The sequence below is a fragment of the Pseudoalteromonas luteoviolacea CPMOR-1 genome, assembly GCF_001625685.1.
In the GTDB taxonomy this organism is placed as follows: domain Bacteria; phylum Pseudomonadota; class Gammaproteobacteria; order Enterobacterales; family Alteromonadaceae; genus Pseudoalteromonas; species Pseudoalteromonas luteoviolacea_K.
Map to the genome: position 1 here is coordinate 103,411 of NZ_AUYC01000084.1, position 14,785 is coordinate 118,195.

Here is a 14,785-nt window from a genome sequence, read left to right on the forward strand (position 1 = left end):
TCTAAGTGATTTTTTACAATCTTTATTGAATTAAATAGAAAACCGAGTCTCGTCCACGCTTAATTCCAAGTACGATATTACCTTGAATATCATCAATTAAGCGCTTCATCTCCCGCACCGTGGTGACACGTTGACGGTTTACTTGCATTATCACGTCGCCTTCTTGCAATCCGACACGCGCTGCTGGAGAGCGCTCTTCAATGCTAACCACAACAATGCCTTGATTACCGTTTCGCTCATCGCTTTCCAGTACTGCACCCTTTAAGCTGGGGTGGATCCTGTCAGCTTGTGCTTGTCGCTCATTTTGGCCTTGTAGTTTGACATCCAGTGTACGTCTTTTACCGTCGCGATAAATACCGACTTCGATTTCACGTCCTTCGCCCAGTGTGGCAATTTTGCCGCGAAGCTCTTCAATACTTTCTACCTTATCGCCATCAATACTGACAATGACATCATTGGCTTTAACTCCAGCTTCGGCTGCGGCAGAGTCTTTGGCGACTTCTTGAATATAAACGCCTTGTTTAACATCAAAGCCTTGCGCTTCAGCGAGACCAGCATTGAGTGTTCGGCCAACAATCCCCAATGACCCTCGTCTGACTTGACCATATTCAATGATCTGGTCTACGAGGTTTTTCATCATGTTAGACGGGATCGCAAACCCGATCCCGACGTTGCCGCCTGATGCACCCAGTATGGCGGTATTAATCCCGATTAATTCGCCTTTTAAATTAACCAAAGCACCACCTGAGTTACCTTGGTTAATGGCTGCATCCGTTTGAATAAAATCCTCGTAACCTTCAATATTTAAACCGCTTCGTCCTAGTGCACTGACGATACCAGAAGTGACGGTATGACTTAAACCAAAGGGGTTGCCAATGGCGACGGAGAAATCACCAACACGCAATTTATCTGAATCGGCAAGTTTCACCTCTGTGAGATCTTCGTTATCTATTTGCAATAATGCAATATCAGACTCTTTATCAGCACCGATGAGCTGTGCTTTGAACTCTCGACCATCTTTGAGGGTGACAATAATATTGTCGGCTTCGTCTATCACGTGATTATTGGTGACAACATAGCCTTCATCTGCGTCAATAATGACACCAGACCCTAACCCACTGAATGGACGCTTTTGGGTACGAGGAGGTGGGTTTCCGAAGAAAAAATCAAATGGGTCAACACGTCGCCTCACCTCTTTAGCACCAGAAACTTGAATACTGACAACACCAGGGGTTACACGTTCCAACATCGGTGCCAATGTCGGTAGTTGTTGACCGTCAACCGCAACAGGAAGCCTCGCCTCTGCACTATTAGGTGCCAAAAGTAAGCTAGAAGAAAATAGCGCTGCGGATAATAAAGTTAATTTTAATTTCATAGTCTGGAAATTCTCCTAAATAACAGCGTTAAACACATTATTTCGGTGAACAGTTAGTAATACATTATTGACCGAGATAATATGAGTCAGTTTATAGAGCGGGTAGCACCCGCTCTGTTATTTGGTGGTTATCTCTAAAGACTATGGGGCTAAAAAAAAGTTCATCAAGAAGTTTTTAATTGCTCGCTTTTTGCACGATCGTCGCTGAATAAACCACTTTCACCTTCTGCATAGTCAGCAGGAGGCACATTATGGACAGACTCTGAGTTGCGTCTTTTTTCAGGTCTAGAGCGTAACGAGGCTTGAAGTTGCTCTGTGGTTTCTTTTGAAAAGAAAGGCTGATTGGGTTGACTACGCTTTTCTTCAAGCAAAAGCTGGTTTGTATCCTCTACATGCTGAAGTAACTGACTATAGTTGTCCTGCATTTTACCTACCAACTTTTTGGTGTTGGCTAGGTGGTCCGCAACGTCTTGTCTATATTGCTCCAAATTTTGCTCAGCTTGCTGTGCTTGTTGCTCCAATTCTTCATGTTTGAACTGCTTTTTGGTAAAGAGTGAACCTAAGAAAAATGCACTGATCGCCACGATGATCAATAAGCCCAACCATGCAATTGTTGTCATACATACTCCTGTGTAAGGTGAGTGTCACCTATTACTTTTACTAAAATGCCATCTATCGATAGGTTAAATATACGCTGAGAATGGATGCGTGTTAATATATTGGGCAAAGAAAACTGCTCAGTTTGATAAAAAAGATGATGACGCCTTGGGAAAAGTATCAAGAAGACCTTAAAAGAGATGACTTTCAGTACGACAGTGCACAAGAAAACGCGGTCAAGCACTTGCAGCGTTTATATGATGATTTAATCGCACAACCTCCTGAGCCCAAAGGCTTCTTTGCTAAGTTGTTTGCAAAGAAGCAAGTAGAGCCGGTGAAAGGCCTGTATTTTTGGGGTGGGGTAGGGCGCGGAAAAACCTATTTAGTGGATACTTTTTACGAGGCGCTACCCAGTGATAGAAAAATGCGTGTGCATTTTCATCGCTTTATGCACCGCGTACATGATGAATTAAAAAAGCTCAATGAAGTGAAAAACCCATTAAATGTGGTGGCAGACATTTTTAAAGCTGAAACGGATATCATCTGCTTTGATGAATTTTTTGTGCAAGACATTACGGATGCCATGTTGCTCGGCGGATTAATGGAAGCGTTGTTTGAACGCGGGATTGTGTTAGTGGCGACATCCAATATTGTGCCAGATGAGCTATATCGAAATGGCTTGCAACGCGCTCGCTTCTTACCTGCGATTGCATTAGTGAAGGCGAATACTGAAATTGTAAATGTTGATTCGGGCATTGATTATCGTCTGCGCACATTAGAATCGGCAGAAATCTTCCATAGTCCACTTGATGCACAAGCGGATGACAACTTGTTTGAATACTTTGACAAGCTCTCGCCAGAACCAGGCAAGCTAGATGTGGAAATAGAAATTGAAGGGCGAATGATCAAAACGCGCAAGGTATCTGATTGCATTGCGATGTTTGATTTCACCCAATTATGTGAAACCGCACGCTCACAAGTGGACTATATGGAAATTAGCCGCTTATACAACACGGTTATCTTATCGAATGTGAAGCAAATGGGGCAATCTAACGACGATGCCGCAAGACGATTTATCGCTTTGGTCGATGAGTTTTACGAGCGCAATGTCACCTTAATAATCTCTTCTGAAGCACCTATCGACGAAATCTATACAGAGGGGACATTAAACTTTGAATTTAGACGTTGTATCAGCCGCTTACAAGAGATGCAGTCATTAGAGTATCTATCCAGAGAACACCTAGCTTAGTAAAATCACATTTCTGGCGGAAAAATCAGCCATACGCTGGTTTTTCCCAACTACCCTTGCTATAATCCGCGGCCTGCCACGTTGCGTTCTATAGCCCTCGTCGGCTTAGCCACCGACTTGAGGGGCAAAAAAGTCTTAAACTCGAAGGGGTTGAAGCACCATTAGTAGAGCGGTAGTCTTCTGACTACCTGTGGTTTTAACTGAAAACTTTGGATTTTATAAATGAAAACGTTTGTTGCTAAACCAGAAACTGTAAAACGTGACTGGTACGTAGTTGACGCTGAAGGTAAAACTTTAGGTCGTATTGCTACTGAAATCGCTGCTCGCCTACGCGGTAAGCACAAGGCTGAGTACACTCCACATGTTGACACTGGTGATTACATCATCGTTATCAACGCTGAGAAAGTTACTGTAACTGGTAACAAAGCACAGCAAAAAATGTATTACGCTCACTCTGGTTACCCAGGTGGTCTTAAGTCTGTTAACTTCGAGAAGCTTCAAGCTAAAAAGCCTGAAATGATCATCGAAAAAGCAGTTAAAGGCATGTTACCTCGCGGTCCTCTAGGTCGTGAAATGTTCCGTAAACTTAAAGTTTACGCTGGTAACGAGCACAACCATGCGGCACAACAGCCTCAGGTTCTAGACATTTAAGGAGCACTATCATGGCAAATCAATACTACGGTACAGGTCGTCGTAAAAGTTCAAGTGCTCGCGTATTCTTACGCCCAGGCACTGGCAGCATCGTAATTAATCAACGTTCAATCGAAGAATACTTCGGTCGTGAAACTTCTCGCATGGTTGTTCGTCAGCCACTAGAGCTAGTTGAACTAACTGAGAAGTTTGACCTTTACATCACTGTTGAAGGTGGTGGTATGACTGGTCAAGCTGGCGCAATCCGCCACGGTATCACTCGTGCACTTATGGAGTTTGACGAGTCACTACGTCCTACTCTACGTAAAGCTGGCTTTGTTACTCGTGACGCTCGTCGCGTTGAACGTAAGAAAGTTGGTCTTAAGAAAGCACGTAAGAAGACACAGTTCTCAAAACGTTAATTTATTACGTTTCAGAATTTGCAAAAACCCAGCCTTGTGCTGGGTTTTTTGTTTTCTGTACTTAAAAATGGTACGATCAAGGTCGGTCTGTCACTAAGCCGTCTGTATTCAACAGTGTAGAAAAAGTCGTCAATGGCCTGTCTGCTTTAGGTTAATTAATCTGATTTGAATTAGCGATTACGTCTATCCCATTTTTGCACCACTTTTTACAACAGGCTTGTTTTGTGACAGGTACTTTTTAAATTTAGAAATTCAAAAGGACTGATTATGAAATACCTTATTTGTATTTTCATTTTAATATTTACATTCACTGCTCAAGCAGAGGTGACCTGTAAAGGGAAAATAATTAAGCTAGTAAAGTGGTCTGATAAAAATCAAGCGGCAATTTATCTAGACAATACAAATACTCGTTGGATTTTATTACCCGATGATCAAACTTCGCTCTCAATGGCGCTAACTGCATATGCAGCAGGCAAAGAAGTCGCTTTGTATTGGCGAGACCGAGATGTTACAAGCTGTTCAGCTGGATGGGAAAATTACCGCACATTAAATGGCTACTTCCTAATTCAATAACTATCTTATAAGAATAAAGAAAGCGGTTTTTGCCGCTTTTTAAACTTTCTAAAGTTGTCTCCTCTCCTAAACTTTCAAAAAACTAAATGCAATCTTGAGTTGACCAATTTGTCGCCATTTCTATGCTACACTTGCGGGTTTATGTAAAGCTTGCTTCGTTACTCGCGACGCTGATTGCGTTGCACGTAAGTAAACACAGCGCTCAATACGTTTCAGAATTTTCAAAAAAACAGCCTTGTGCTGGTTTTTGTTTCTTTCTGAGTACTCAATTTGCTTTTAATATTTTAGAGGTAGGCGTTATAGAGTAAAAGATCCAGTTTAGAAGGTTGATTTATTTTGAGAATTATGAAGTTTCAACTTATTGTTTTTGCATTAATGCCCACTTTTAACTTATGCAGATGCACAGTGTCAGGGAACAATCTCGGAGCTAATATCATGGCACGATGAGCATGCCTTGAAAAATAACAAAAATCTATCGCCCATTTTGAAAATGTCTCAAGGACAAACAAAATGGATTCAGCTGCCAGCAGGCCACGATATGACGGCTATGGTTTTATCTGCCCATGCTATGAAAAGCTGTGAGCATGTCGTTGAGTACTGCAGCCAAAATGCATGACAGGGTATGATAATTATCATATGCTCAAAGGCTGGCTTCAATTCCAGCCGTATGCATGTTTATGTATTCTTAGCAGTGCATACGTGCTGCTGTAAATTCATGTAAAAATACTTATTAAATCTTCATAAATTTATATATTCCTTATTTTTCGTCAAATCGCAAAAAAATCAGTGTGAATAATTAATGAGCATTTCTCTGCTACACTTGCAGGGCAAGTAAATTATTCGCGATATCGTCTGATTAAATTTTCACTCATCTGGACAGAGGTTGATCTTGGTCAGGAAATCATTGCGAAAGACGTCATATCATAACCTGTCGTTTCTAGTATTGGCTGTTTATTGAAGCGCTTAGCACTTTATATGGTCATCATTAGAATAGCAATAACCGTGTTTTTTATATGGTTTTTGCTAATGATCGCGTCTATTTTGAAGTATCTTAAAATTAACCTGCTGTAACTGATGTTCTCAATATAGCAAGTGTTGAGGATCATAGTGGAGATAAGTGGATGAGCAATGCGCCTGTTGACAACAGCCGACGCCGTTTTTTAACTATCGCTACCTCTGTCGTAGGTGGTGTTGGTGCGGCTGGAGCTGCTGTTCCTTTTATTGCGTCTTGGAATCCGAGTGAGCGTGCTAAATCTGCAGGGGCTCCTGTAGAAGTGGACATAAGCAAACTTGAGCCTGGACAATTAATTCGTGTTGAGTGGCGAGGAAAACCTGTGTGGGTTATCTATCGTACACCAAAAATGTTAGAACAAATGAAGCAACACGAAGATCAACTTCGTGACCCTAACTCTGATGAAGCACAACAGTTAGATTCGGCGAAAAATAACTATCGCTCTAAGCGAGAAGAGATTTTTGTCGCGGTTGGGATCTGTACCCACTTGGGGTGTTCTCCAACCTTTATGAATGGTGGATTCGGCGAAAAAGTGGAGGGTACAGCAGATGGCTTCTTCTGCCCGTGCCACGGTTCCAAATTTGATATGGCTGGGCGAGTGTTCCAAAATGTACCAGCACCATTGAATTTAGAAGTACCACCATACACCTTCCTAGATGACACCACGATTTTAGTGGGTGAAGAAGAAGAGGTGGCATAATGGCGACTAATTACGAAGAACAAAATCAGGCTGTAGATGAGCCAAGTAAGCAACCTACTGGTACTGTAAGCTCAGTCGTGGGTTGGATAAATGATCGTATTCCAATGACGCGCGTTTGGAATATGCATATCGCGCAATATCCTGCTCCTAAAAACTTTAACTTCTGGTATCTATTTGGCTCGTTAGCTATTTTGGTACTGGTTAACCAAATTGTGACGGGGATTTGGTTGACGATGAATTTCGTACCTTCTGCTGAGGGCGCATTTGCTTCTGTTGAATACATCATGCGTGATGTCGAATATGGTTGGTTATTGCGATACCTTCACTCCACCGGTGCGTCAGCATTTTTTGTTGTAGTTTATCTACATATGTTTAGAGGCATGATCTATGGCTCTTATCAAAAGCCCAGAGAATTACTGTGGTTATTTGGTATGTTGATATTTTTGGCGCTGATGGCTGAAGCATTTATGGGCTATCTGTTACCTTGGGGTCAGATGTCGTTTTGGGGTGCGCAGGTAATTATTTCATTGTTTGGCGCCATTCCAGTCATTGGTGAAGATCTAACGCTTTGGATCCGAGGAGATTACGTTATCTCGGGTGCGACACTTAACCGATTCTTTGCGCTGCATGTCATCGCATTGCCTTTGGTACTTGTCATTCTAGTGTTTCTACATATTGTTGCACTACACGAAGTGGGTTCAAACAACCCAGACGGTATTGAGGTTAAACGCAAAAAAGGCACTGTTGCTGAAGAAGATAAACCTAATTTTAAATTCCACGAATACTATACCAGCAAAAAAGATATAGTGGATGCGATCCCATTCCACCCGTATTACACCGTGAAGGATGTGTTAGGTGTTGCAGGGTTCCTGATTTTATTCTGTTGGGTCGTGTTTTTTATGCCTGAAATGAACGGTTTCTTCTTGGAAGCGCCTAATTTTGAAGCGGCTAATCCACTTAAAACGCCTGAGCATATTTTCCCTGTGTGGTATTTTACACCTTTCTATGCGATTTTACGTGCTATTCCTGATAAACTAGCTGGCGTAGTGGCGATGGGTGCCTCGATAGTTGTGTTGGCATTATTACCATGGCTTGATAGAGGCAAAGTGCGTTCAATTCGTTATCGCAGTAAATGGCATAAGCTGAATATTGCACAATTTGTGGTGACCTTCTTGATTTTAGGTTGGGCAGGTGCAACACCACAAACGGTGTTTTCAACGATTTTGTCGCAAATATGCACCGTAACGTATTTCATGTTCTTTGTGTTGTTGTATGTTTATTCAAAGAATGAAGTGACCAAGCCACTACCAACGAGGTTGACGAAATGATGAAAAAGCTTTTAATCGGTTTATTCGCATTATTGCCAACCTTAACAATGGCAGCAGGTCCATCGGTTCCGCTTATGGACGCTAATATTGACTTGAGGGATAATGCATCATTGCAGCGTGGCGCTAAATTGTTCATGAATTACTGTTTAGGTTGTCACCAGATGCAATACCAGCGTTATGAACGTACGTTCCGTGACATTGGTATCCCAATTGAAATTGGAAAAGAGACGCTCATCTTTGATGGCTCTAAAGTAGGCTCGCATATCCTCAATTCAATGTCGAAGGATGATGCAGCGACATGGTTTGGTGCGGCACCGCCTGATTTAACGTTGATCTCTCGTGTTAAGTCACCAGACTATATATACACATACTTAAAGTCATTTTACAAAGATGAATCTCGTCCTTTTGGTGTGAACAATATCGTATTCCCTCTAGTGGGGATGCCTCACGTTCTTCAAGAACTGCAGGGCTTGCCAGTGCCAATTACTGAAGAAGTAGTTGAAAATGGAGAGACTGTAACCAAGGTAGTGGGTGTCGAAACTGACGGCTCCGGTGAGATGAGTGACGATGAATATGACCAAGCAGCGAGAGATCTCACTAACTTTTTAGCATATGTGGGTGAACCTTCTCGATTAGAATCTGAGGCAATAGGTATCAAAGTGCTTGGATTCTTGGTAATCTTCTTCATCTTAGCTTTCTTATTGAAGAAAGAGTACTGGAGAGACGTTCATTAATTTGAACACTCAATGGTAATTATAGGTAATAGGGGCATATGCCCCTATTGCTGTTTAAAGTGATTTGATTACTTTGTGATTAATTTATGGAGGTAGGCATGGCCGTAGCTGCCAATAAGCGCCCAGTTATGACTCTTTTTTCTGGTGCAAACTGTATGTATAGCCATCAGGTTCGTATCGTTTTAGCAGAAAAAGGTGTAAGTGTTGATATTCATCTGGCTGAAAAGGATAACTTGCCAGAAGCGCTACATGAAATTAACCCATATGGTACAGTTCCGACTTTGATCGATCGTGAACTAGGCTTGTATCAAGCTAATATCATTATGGAATATTTGGATGAGCGTTTCCCGCATCCACCATTAATGCCAGTTTATCCAGTTATGCGTGGCCGTAGTCGTTTGATGATGCATCGTATTGAAAGCGACTGGTACAGCCTTGCTGAGAAAATTTTATCAGGCAATGATGCTGAAAATGCGCGTAAAGAATTAACTGAAGCTTTACTTGCAGTTGCTCCTATCTTTGGCGAAGCGCCTTATTTTATGAGTGAAGAGTTTAGCTTAGTAGATTGCTTCATGGCACCTCTATTATGGCGTTTACCTCAGCTAGGTATTGAGCTGTCAGGTAGTGGCGCAGGTGAGCTTAAAGATTACATGCTTCGTTTGTTTGAGCGAGAGTCTTTCCAAGCATCTTTGACAGATGTTGAGCGCGAGATCCGCAGCTAATGACATCTAATCGACCTTATTTATTAAGGGCGTTCTATGAGTGGATCGTGGACAACCAGTGCACGCCACACATAGTAGTTAATGCCAACTTTCCTCACGTGCAGGTGCCCGTCCAGTTTGTACAGGATGGACAGATTGTGCTTAATGTGAGCCCAAGTGCGGCGAATAACTTCAATATGGATAACGACGCGCTGAGTTTCAGTGCGCGTTTTTCTGGCCAGCCTATGCAGGTATATGTCCCTGTTGATGCTGTTTTGGCGATATATGCCCGTGAAAATGGTGAAGGAACTATTTTCTCAGAGCCTAGCATTGAGGAGGAATACGAAGAAGAAGCGTATGACTCTGCGGATGAGGCAATTCCAGAAGTTGAAGAAACCCCAGAAACTGAGGCGCAGAAGCCACCAGTTGAAGGTAAGCCTAAAAAGGGCGCACATTTACGTGTTATCAAATAAAAAAAACCTGCATTTGCAGGTTTTTTATTTACACGCATGTATTAAAGGTATTCAAACGCTTTAATGACCTTTTCCACACCGTGGATATTTCTTGCGATCTCAACGGCTTTATCTGCTTCTTTAGGCGCAACCATGCCCATTAAAAAGACTTCTGAATTTTCAGTGACAACCTTAATATTGCTGCCATTCACATCATCATTCGCCAGCAATTGAGTTTTGACCTTGGAGGTCAACCACGTATCGTGACCTTTTGTCGCTAAACCAATATTGCTGCCGATCCGAATTTGATTAAATAGCTTTTTAACACCAATCACCGAGCTGACCGCATTGTTCGCTTCCACTTTCATTTCTGCATTTGCAACTTGGCCTGTCAGCAAAACAGTGCCATTGACACTGACCACATTAATGTTGGCATGTTTTGCCAGTCGTTGAATTTTCTTCAGCGCAATTGTGGCTTTTATTTCGATGCTGTTGTCATCTATTTGCGAGCCTATGGTGCGTCGATCATTGGCGGCAGACACCGCGCCTGCAGTCCCGGCGACAACAGCAGCTGCACAGCCTTGCAATAAAGAGAGTGTAACGAGTAACAAGATGGGTTTTAACAGCATTTTAAGCATCCTGAGGAAATAAGATATTGTCAATAAGTTGGCTTAGGCAGTGCACTGTAAACATGTGAGATTCCAGTATTCGGCTTGCACGCTTACTTGGGACTCTGATCTCGACGTCATTGGGGCCAAGTAAGCCTGTCAGCTCACCGCCATCATTGCCGGTGAGTGCGATGATTTTAAGGTCTTTTGTTAATGCAGCTTCAACCGCGCTGATCACCTCTTTTTCATTCCCATTGAGTGCTATGGCAAAAAGCAAGTCACCTTCTTGCGCTACCGCGCGAATTTGTCGAGCGAATAGCTCTGTCTGGCCACTCGCTGCCTGTCCACTCAAATTGATGTTGGATTGGCTGAGAGTCAATGCGGGCAAGCATGGCCGCTCAGTTTCATAGAAATTAATAAGTAAACTGGCAAAATGTTCAGCAAGCATATGGCTACTTGGTACACCACAGCAGATCAATTTATTACCATTGATCAATGTTTGAGAAATCACATATGCTGCTGTTTCTAATTGCTCTGGCAGTGCTTCTCCTGCTGCGATTTGCGCTTGAATACTCTCGGTAAAGATGGCTTTGATAGATTCTTGCATATTAAAAAACGTTCTTTATCCACTGTATCGTATGTGGGGTATCCCCCTGTATTGCAACAAAGTCTACGCGCAGCGCTACATTATGCAAGGTAAAATCTTGCATGTATTGATATATACTTCGCCTTAGACGTTGTTGCTTTTGATGTGAAAGTGTATTTATAGCGCCGCCAAATTGCTGGCTTTTACGATATTTCACCTCAACAAATACCCAAGTGTGAGTATCTTTCATGATTAAATCAATTTCTCCATAACGGCACAAGTAATTGCGTGCTATTGGCGTTAGGCCTTGTTCTGTTAGATAATGCTCAGCGACTTCTTCAAAATACTGACCTTTCTTTCTGGTGTTGGTAAAAATCCTTTTTAGCATCGTTTTTTCCTTGAGCTTGGCAGCCATTGAGACTTTTCAAATCTAAAATCGGTTATTCAACCTCTTGCATGAATAAGGGGGTCGGAGGGCGCTCATCTAAACTAACCAAACGGATCCTGTTTTTATGATATTGCCCCCAACTCAATTTGCGGTGTATTTGATTGGCTTCTTTGATACTTAATGCACCGGTTAAACCATCGAACTCCTTACCTGGTATTCTGCTGAGTTGTTTTAGCTCTGGAATTAAGTTGAGCGCATCATGGGCCATTGCAAATAAGCGCTGTTCTATGTCTGCTTGTTCAGGCCAAAGGCGAGCGTAGGTATCTCTTAAATTACGCTCGTTAATTGCGTCAGGCAGCATCCAAGGTAACTCGGTAAAGTAAAGCCCTTCTAAATCTCCTTTGTCAGTTTTATCGATTTGCTTACTATAACTGCGTGAACTCGCATAAAGTGGGATCCGCTCGGCAAATGTACTGACGTTTACATCTAAGTATGGCTTTAGTAAGCGGGTTTCGATTGCGTCGCCTAAAATGTATATCGCATCTATATCTCTTCTTGAGCGCGTTTCGCTCTCGACTTCACTACGGAATAAGCTTTTAACCTCTTTAATTCTGGCTTTTGAGCGATCAACTTCAAGTAGCTCAGTGATCACGTCGACCATGTCTTCACTGTTGTTGTAAAAGCCGCTCTCTGGCTCCGTTTTGCTAAAGCGTTGCCACTGGGCATTAAAGTATGATATTAAGCGTTGTCCTGATGGGGTATTGGGTGCTAGTAGCATGGGTTTTTGAAATCCTTTAGCTAAAAAGTGCACCATGGCTTGCTCGACTTCATGTTCTGGGTTGAGCGCAAAATAATAATGTTCCTGGTGAATGCGTTCCGCTTCTTGTGGGTCCACCTCATTAAGAAAGATAGCTGACGATTGCGCAACCAAAGGACTAGACTTTACTTTGACAATATTACTTTTTAATAGAGGGCCGATAATAAAATCGGCTTGGACTTTTTGCAGTTCTCTATCAATGAGCTCGGTACTATCCATTTCATCGATGAAATAGATCTCTTCAATTTGGCTCTTGTCCATTGCTGCCAAAAAACCATTTTTTAAAGCGGCGCCTAGCCGTTCGCTACTGCCTGATTGGGGTAGTAAAATAGCGAGTTTAGTCGCTTGATAAGGCGCTAAGTTAAGTGTCGATTTGACTTCATTAGGAATGATAAAACTGCCAGGGTGATTTTTATAGCGTCTTTGCCAGTTATTCATGGCTTGGTGTAATTGCACCGTGGAGCCTAAATAAACTTGATGATATTTGGCGAGCTTCACCCAGCCTTGTTGAATGACTGACCCACGATCAAAGCGTTCTAATGCATAGGAGGACAATTGTTGTAATGCAGCCCAGATATCTTGATTTAAACCTGTAATGTTGAGCCTGTTCTGCTGTGCGATATCGGCGCTTTTAAAATAGTGAACGAGGGCTTTTTTGGGGAGTTTTTGAGAGGCAAAAATACTGCCTTTGAGGTATTGATGCCACCCTTTATGTTCCGCAAGACGAAGCTGGTCGCTGACATGCGTTAATATAGTGTGCGCGCTTTGATATTTCCCTTGTTCTTTTTGGGCAAACGCGATGTAGAGTTTATTTTGCACATGATCAACGCTGGCTTTGGACTCTAATTCAAAACAGATCTGCTCCAGCATAGACCAGTTTTGCTCTATGATTGCGGCTTCTCTTGCACTATACAGTACCTGAATTCTGTTTGCGCCTTGTTTTGATAGAGCAAGCGTATACAGTGAACTGGCGTCCATATTCTCAGTCGGTTGCACGGTTGCCACTTGTGTCTGCGGGTTTGTCGTCGGTTGCTTGTTTTTAGGGGTTGTGCCACAGGCCGATAAACCGGACAATACAGCCACTACTAGACTTAATTTTTTCAGTTGCACGCGTATACCTTCACTCATCACCTTGTATGTGAATATCTTACTGACTGATCTTGGAGAGCTCAATGACAAAAGCCGACACCTTAGACAAAATTGGCACCCTGCACATCGTTGCCACACCAATTGGTAATTTAGAAGACATTAGTGAACGGGCGCTGAAAACCTTAGCTGACGTAGATCTAATTGCAGCAGAAGATACACGCCATACAGGCAAGCTTTTGAGCCATTTTAATATTAAAGCAAAAACCTTTGCTTTGCATGATCATAATGAAAAACAAAAAGCCCAACAAATATTAGATTGGTTGAATGAAGGTAAAGATATTGCGTTGGTCTCAGATGCGGGTACCCCTTTGATCAGCGACCCCGGTTATGCTGTAGTGAATTTATGTCGTGAGGCCGGTGCTAAAGTGACACCAGTCCCTGGTGCGTGCGCTGCCATTGCTGCGGTGAGCTGCTCAGGACTGCCAACCGATAAATTTCAATTTATTGGTTTTACACCAGCAAAAAGCCAAGCGAGACAGCAGTTTTTCAAAGAGGCGTTTGAGTCTGGGATCACCAGTATTATGTATGAAAGCACGCACCGTATTATGGCAAGTCTCGATGATCTTGCCAGTGCGCTTGGAGAACAGCAACAAGTGGTATTTGCCAAAGAGCTGACAAAAACATATGAAACATTTTTTAGTGGTGAAGTCTCTGAGTTAATTGCTTTTCTAACAGATGAACCTGAAAGGCAGCGTGGTGAATTGGTGCTTATTTTACCAGGTAAAGGTAAAGAGACAGCGGCAATTACGCCTGAGGCGCAAAAGCTAATTTCGCTTTTGGAAGCTGAAATGCCACTCAAAAAAGCGTGTGGTGTGGCCGCAGAGTACTTTGGCCTTAAAAAGAACGCGTTATACAAAGCGATTATTGCACAACGAGAAGAATAGCAAAAAATCCGCTGTGCTTTAGGCTAGAAACAGGTATAATGCGCCGCGAGTTGGCCGGATAATCGCTGCTTGTGACGAAAATGATCAAGGGGAGGAAAGTCCGGGCTCCACAGGGCAGGGTGCCAGCTAACGGCTGGGGGGTGAAAGCCCACGACAAGTGCAGCAGAGAGAAGACCGCCAACCTCGGTTGGTAAGGGTGAAAGGGTGCGGTAAGAGCGCACCGGGCCACTGGTAACAGTTGGTTGCAAGGTAAACTCCACCCGGAGCAAGACCAAATAGGGTTCCTTATGGTGTGGCCCACATCGGAACCGGGTAGGTTGCTTGAGCCTAAGAGCGATTTTAGGCCTAGACGAATGATTATCACCTCGTAAGAGGGACAGAACCCGGCTTATAGGCCGACTCACATATTTTAGTAGCCGCTTGAACCTTCAAGCGGCTTTCTAATTTTAAAAGCTCGACTTTTCATCGCTGTGCGCACAGCTGCACTCAAATTCCATTTTATAAATACCACAGCTTCACTCAGTACCTTCCAAGATTGAATTTTTGCTTTTGTTTTTCTGGTTGTTCTTTACCCATATTT

16 protein-coding genes and 1 other RNA gene are annotated in these 14,785 nt (G+C 42.8%); 11 read left to right on the top strand and 6 right to left on the bottom strand.

Annotated elements, in window-relative coordinates; all coding sequences use genetic code 11:
- Window positions 1–22: 22 nt before the first annotated feature.
- Window positions 23–1,375 carry a DegQ family serine endoprotease gene (locus N473_RS23610; RefSeq protein WP_039608176.1) on the bottom strand — a complete coding sequence of 451 codons (1,353 nt, stop codon included), beginning with the start codon at window positions 1,373–1,375 and terminating at the stop codon, window positions 23–25.
- 164 nt (window positions 1,376–1,539) lie between these two features.
- Complete coding sequence (locus tag N473_RS23615; protein WP_063370085.1) at window positions 1,540–1,995, bottom strand: YhcB family protein; 456 nt, start codon at window positions 1,993–1,995, stop codon at window positions 1,540–1,542.
- A gap of 137 nt (window positions 1,996–2,132) precedes the next feature.
- On the opposite strand from N473_RS23615, the gene zapE reads away from it, so the two are divergent.
- From zapE to N473_RS23660, 9 genes are all read left to right on the top strand, one after another.
- Entirely contained in the window at window positions 2,133–3,221 is a 1,089-nt protein-coding gene (gene zapE, locus N473_RS23620; protein ID WP_063370235.1) for a cell division protein ZapE, read from the top strand.
- A gap of 222 nt (window positions 3,222–3,443) precedes the next feature.
- The gene (gene rplM / locus N473_RS23625) at window positions 3,444–3,872 is read left to right on the top strand and encodes a 50S ribosomal protein L13 (protein WP_023397225.1); all 429 of its coding nucleotides are present in this window, start codon (window positions 3,444–3,446) and stop codon (window positions 3,870–3,872) included.
- Window positions 3,873–3,880: 8 nt separating this feature from the next.
- A complete protein-coding gene (gene rpsI, locus N473_RS23630; RefSeq protein ID WP_152614452.1) occupies window positions 3,881–4,273 on the top strand; it encodes a 30S ribosomal protein S9 in 393 nt (130 codons plus the stop codon).
- A 267-nt stretch (window positions 4,274–4,540) separates the two neighbouring features.
- Complete coding sequence (locus N473_RS23635) at window positions 4,541–4,846, top strand: hypothetical protein (RefSeq protein WP_063370086.1); 306 nt, start codon at window positions 4,541–4,543, stop codon at window positions 4,844–4,846.
- Window positions 4,847–5,967: 1,121 nt separating this feature from the next.
- On the top strand, window positions 5,968–6,558 hold the full coding sequence (petA, locus tag N473_RS23640; protein WP_039608180.1) for a ubiquinol-cytochrome c reductase iron-sulfur subunit: 591 nt from the start codon (window positions 5,968–5,970) through the stop codon (window positions 6,556–6,558).
- Between the two features lie 104 nt (window positions 6,559–6,662).
- Complete coding sequence (locus N473_RS23645) at window positions 6,663–7,886, top strand: cytochrome b (protein ID WP_052262168.1); 1,224 nt, start codon at window positions 6,663–6,665, stop codon at window positions 7,884–7,886.
- The gene (locus N473_RS23650; protein ID WP_063370087.1) at window positions 7,883–8,620 is read left to right on the top strand and encodes a cytochrome c1; all 738 of its coding nucleotides are present in this window, start codon (window positions 7,883–7,885) and stop codon (window positions 8,618–8,620) included. Before N473_RS23645 ends, N473_RS23650 begins: the two co-directional genes overlap by 4 nt.
- A 98-nt stretch (window positions 8,621–8,718) precedes the next feature.
- Window positions 8,719–9,342 carry a stringent starvation protein SspA gene (sspA, locus tag N473_RS23655; protein WP_039608182.1) on the top strand — a complete coding sequence of 208 codons (624 nt, stop codon included), beginning with the start codon at window positions 8,719–8,721 and terminating at the stop codon, window positions 9,340–9,342.
- Window positions 9,342–9,794 carry a ClpXP protease specificity-enhancing factor gene (locus N473_RS23660; RefSeq protein ID WP_063370088.1) on the top strand — a complete coding sequence of 151 codons (453 nt, stop codon included), beginning with the start codon at window positions 9,342–9,344 and terminating at the stop codon, window positions 9,792–9,794. The genes sspA and N473_RS23660 overlap by 1 nt, the downstream gene beginning before the upstream one ends.
- Before the next feature lie 41 nt (window positions 9,795–9,835).
- Here N473_RS23660 and dolP read toward each other — a convergent pair whose 3' ends face one another.
- Genes dolP through N473_RS23680 form a run of 4 tightly spaced genes read right to left on the bottom strand, consistent with a single transcriptional unit; the run spans window position 9,836 to window position 13,282 of the window.
- The gene (gene dolP / locus N473_RS23665) at window positions 9,836–10,402 is read right to left on the bottom strand and encodes a division/outer membrane stress-associated lipid-binding lipoprotein (protein WP_063370089.1); all 567 of its coding nucleotides are present in this window, start codon (window positions 10,400–10,402) and stop codon (window positions 9,836–9,838) included.
- 1 nt (window position 10,403) lies between these two features.
- Window positions 10,404–10,988, bottom strand: a complete 585-nt coding sequence (locus tag N473_RS23670) for an SIS domain-containing protein (protein WP_039608185.1) — start codon at window positions 10,986–10,988, stop codon at window positions 10,404–10,406.
- A 1-nt stretch (window position 10,989) separates the two neighbouring features.
- Window positions 10,990–11,355: a YraN family protein gene (locus N473_RS23675; RefSeq protein WP_063370090.1), complete on the bottom strand. Its 366-nt coding sequence runs from the start codon at window positions 11,353–11,355 to the stop codon at window positions 10,990–10,992.
- Between the two features lie 52 nt (window positions 11,356–11,407).
- Window positions 11,408–13,282, bottom strand: a complete 1,875-nt coding sequence (locus N473_RS23680; protein ID WP_063370236.1) for a penicillin-binding protein activator — start codon at window positions 13,280–13,282, stop codon at window positions 11,408–11,410.
- Window positions 13,283–13,344: 62 nt separating this feature from the next.
- Between N473_RS23680 and rsmI the strand changes: the two genes are divergently transcribed.
- On the top strand, window positions 13,345–14,205 hold the full coding sequence (gene rsmI / locus N473_RS23685) for a 16S rRNA (cytidine(1402)-2'-O)-methyltransferase (protein WP_063370091.1): 861 nt from the start codon (window positions 13,345–13,347) through the stop codon (window positions 14,203–14,205).
- A 46-nt stretch (window positions 14,206–14,251) separates the two neighbouring features.
- Window positions 14,252–14,612: RNase P RNA component class A (rnpB, locus tag N473_RS23690), an RNA gene on the top strand.
- Window positions 14,613–14,785 lie beyond the last annotated feature (173 nt).